Here is a 1589-nt window from a genome sequence, read left to right as displayed (position 1 = left end):
TTCATTTTGTTTGCCGCGTTCTGCGTTATTGCATCGGCGACTTGTTCTATATTACACCTCTATATCCTAATCGTCAACACTTTTTATTCAATTAATAATAAAAATAATTCCAAAGGTATTTTCTATATTAGTTTCAGTTATTTAATTCCTCTAATTCAATGAAAATAATGAAAAGGACATCCTATTACATACAAAGCGCCCTTTTCATTAAACACTATATACATACTCTTATAAACTTTAACATTCTTCATTCTCTTTAACATTTCGCTCGCCTGAGATAAATAAATCAATTAATTTACGTTTATCCGCCCATATCACTCCAAATAAAACTAAGCTACCACCTATTCCTATTCTCCACGTCAAAGATTCATTTAATAGAACAATTGAAGCAGCGATACTTATTAACGGTAACGCATTTAAATATAATCCACTTACTGATGCCGAGACTGTCTCTAATGCTCTATTCCAAAACCAATACGCTAAAATTGTTGCCCCAATAACAAGATATATTACACTAAACCCTGTCTTCCATGTTTCGATTTTTGGAAAACCATAGTAAAAAGTTTCTGCCATTGCAAATGGTAATAGAATAACAGCTCCAAGAATTAAAGTTAATGTTGTAAAAACCTTGTTTGATAGATACTGTTCTTGTTTTGGTCGTTTCAGCAATACTGTATAGAAAGCAAATAAGAACGTACTTAATAAAATAAGGATATCTCCTATTAAAGATACTTCTTGATCGACATTACTAGATGGAATTGTAATAAGAAGTACTCCGATAGCCCCCAATACAATACCGATCCAATAATTAAGTTGAATTTTTTCTTTCAAAAAGAACGCTGAAAAAAGAATTGTAACTAAAGGTAAAGCAGCATCAATAATACTAACATGCAATCCACTCGTTAAAGAAATACCGTAGGATGTGAACATAAAGTACCCAGCTACGCCAGTAAAAGATAGCAAACTCATTCTTTTCCACGGGACTTGTTTATGTACAACAGATCTTTTTAATTGTTTAAATGAGAATAGTAAACAGATTCCACCAGCTAAGAAAAGGCGGATAAATAACAAAGTAAATGGCTGAATAGATTCTAATGCCCACTTTGTTGGCGCAATGGCTATCCCCCATAATATAACAGCCACTAATAACATGCATATTTCTTTCATAATCCCCCACACCCATCAAAAAAATATATGTTAACTATCTTAATTATAGATTTTTTCTTATGTGAAATCCTTTGAAAATGTAAAAACGTTATGTGAAAAACAACTAAATAGCTATTTTTCACATAACGTTTTCATATAAAGAGTAAAATATTTTTGATCATTCTACAACCTAATTAATATAAAAAGGTAATTCTTACCTTAAACTGAAATTTAAACGTATTACTTTATCACCTTTTACGACATTATCGCTCAAATTTTAGTTTAGACAGTCCCTATTTCATCTTTTTTCCTCTTTAAGATTACTAAATTTATGAATTTTAACAGGTGATACATAAAAATAAACATAAAAAAACCTAAGTCGAATCGACTTAGGTTTTTGCTTGGCGACGTCCTACTCTCACAGGGACAAGGTCCCAACTACC

1 protein-coding gene is annotated in these 1589 nt (G+C 31.3%); it reads right to left on the bottom strand.

Translation table 11 applies throughout. The features are described from left to right. Window positions 1-237 precede the first annotated feature (237 nt). Window positions 238-1167 carry a DMT family transporter gene (locus JDS82_RS28945; protein ID WP_199714322.1) on the bottom strand — a complete coding sequence of 310 codons (930 nt, stop codon included), beginning with the start codon at window positions 1165-1167 and terminating at the stop codon, window positions 238-240. Between the last annotated feature and the right edge of the window lie 422 nt (window positions 1168-1589).

Source organism: Bacillus cereus group sp. N14 (genome assembly GCF_016483555.1).
GTDB lineage: Bacteria > Bacillota > Bacilli > Bacillales > Bacillaceae_G > Bacillus_A > Bacillus_A wiedmannii.
Note: the sequence above shows the minus strand (reverse complement) of the source record. Positions and strands in the feature narration are given on the sequence as shown.